The sequence below is a fragment of the Caballeronia sp. INML1 genome (assembly GCF_023631085.1).
GTDB lineage: Bacteria > Pseudomonadota > Gammaproteobacteria > Burkholderiales > Burkholderiaceae > Caballeronia > Caballeronia turbans.
This window is the reverse complement of sequence record NZ_JALQDT010000042.1, coordinates 1-1338: the sequence shown is the minus strand read 5'-3', so window position 1 is coordinate 1338 and position 1338 is coordinate 1. Positions and strand designations below refer to the sequence as shown.

Genomic DNA, 1338 nt, shown 5'->3' with positions numbered 1-1338 from the left:
ATTTGACGACCCGGTCGCATGCGCGTCCGGGTCGTTTTTCGTTGGGGAGAGACTTGAGCCTTTCGCGCAGGCGCTGAAGGCAGGCGGGTAACTTTGCAAACGCCGGCGTGAGGGCCGCCCACATCATCTCGTGCTGAATCGTGTGGAGGGCTCGCACGAAGCTGATATCAGTCGGCGCAAGTTTCGCCTCCCGTGCGGCGCAGGCGATCTCGCGGCGAATCAGGTTGTAGGCGATCAACGCGCCCCAGATCTCCTGATAGACCCCTGCGACGGTGCGGCTGCGCAAGGTCAACTCCGAACCGAGCATCGATTGCTTGAGCTCCGCGTAACTGGTTTCGATCTGCCAGCGGCGTTCGTAGCAGGCGACGATATCGGCGGGTTTGAAGCGTCGGCGATCCATGAGCGAAGTCAGCAGCACGCGTTCGCGTCCCCGCGCGTCGATGGCACGGATCGCCCGCACACTCCAGAATTCGGGTAAAGCCGGACATTTCTGGCGCGCCTGCGGCGACACACGCATGCGCACCATCGCATCGTCAGCGCTACCCGAGACGACTTCCCAGCAGGTATTGGCTTTGGCTGGAATCAGGAAGTGGCGATTGCGCGCGTTCATCGTCAGGCCACACAGGATTTCCGCGGCCAGAAAGCCTTTGTCGAACACCGTCAGTGAGTCTTCCGGGATTTGCGCCAGCAGGCTTTTGGCGTACACCATTTCGTTGGTGTCGTAGCGACCGAAATTGATATCGGCAATCAGGTGCGTCGGAATGGCGGTGAGCGTCACGGCGCGCACCTGCGGATAACTCGCCACCTTGCCGCTGGCATAGCCCTGCGCGCCAAAGTGCTCGCGGTTGGCCGGACTGTCGGGGGTGCGCAGTGTGGTGCCATCCATTGCCCACAGACTCAAGCCCTTGAACGCATGGTGGGCCGCGTCCTGAGTGGTCCACGCTCGCGCGGTCTGTGCAAACAGCCACGCCATCGGCGCTTCGCCAATACGTTGGCGCGCCTGCGCCGCAGCACTCTTGCTGACAAACGGGGCGGCATCGTTGGGCAAGGCCAGATCGAGGCTATCGAGTACCTCGCTAATCGACCAGTGGCGGTACATCGCCAGCGCAATGACCAGCCACACCACCTGTTCAGCCGGTAGGCGACGGCGCCGAATGCTCGCTGTCCCGGTCGCCTGGACTGCGCGTTCGATCCACGCGTAGGGCAGATGCTCGGCCAACCGTCGCAGATCGGCCGGCTCTTGTGCTTCGATCAGATAAGTGAGGTGGTCGGCAAGCATCGCACCGGAAAGTTAACAGCCCGGCGCTCCGTTTACAACCACTTCTCACCCCATAAACA

The 1338-nt window shown here is 62.1% G+C and carries 1 protein-coding gene; it reads right to left on the bottom strand.

Annotation, left to right across the window (positions count from 1 at the left end; translation table 11 throughout):
• A partial coding sequence (locus tag NCR38_RS13065) for an IS4 family transposase (protein ID WP_250477209.1) occupies positions 1 to 1279 on the bottom strand: 1279 nt, incomplete at its 3' end.
• Between the last annotated feature and the right edge of the window lie 59 nt (positions 1280 to 1338).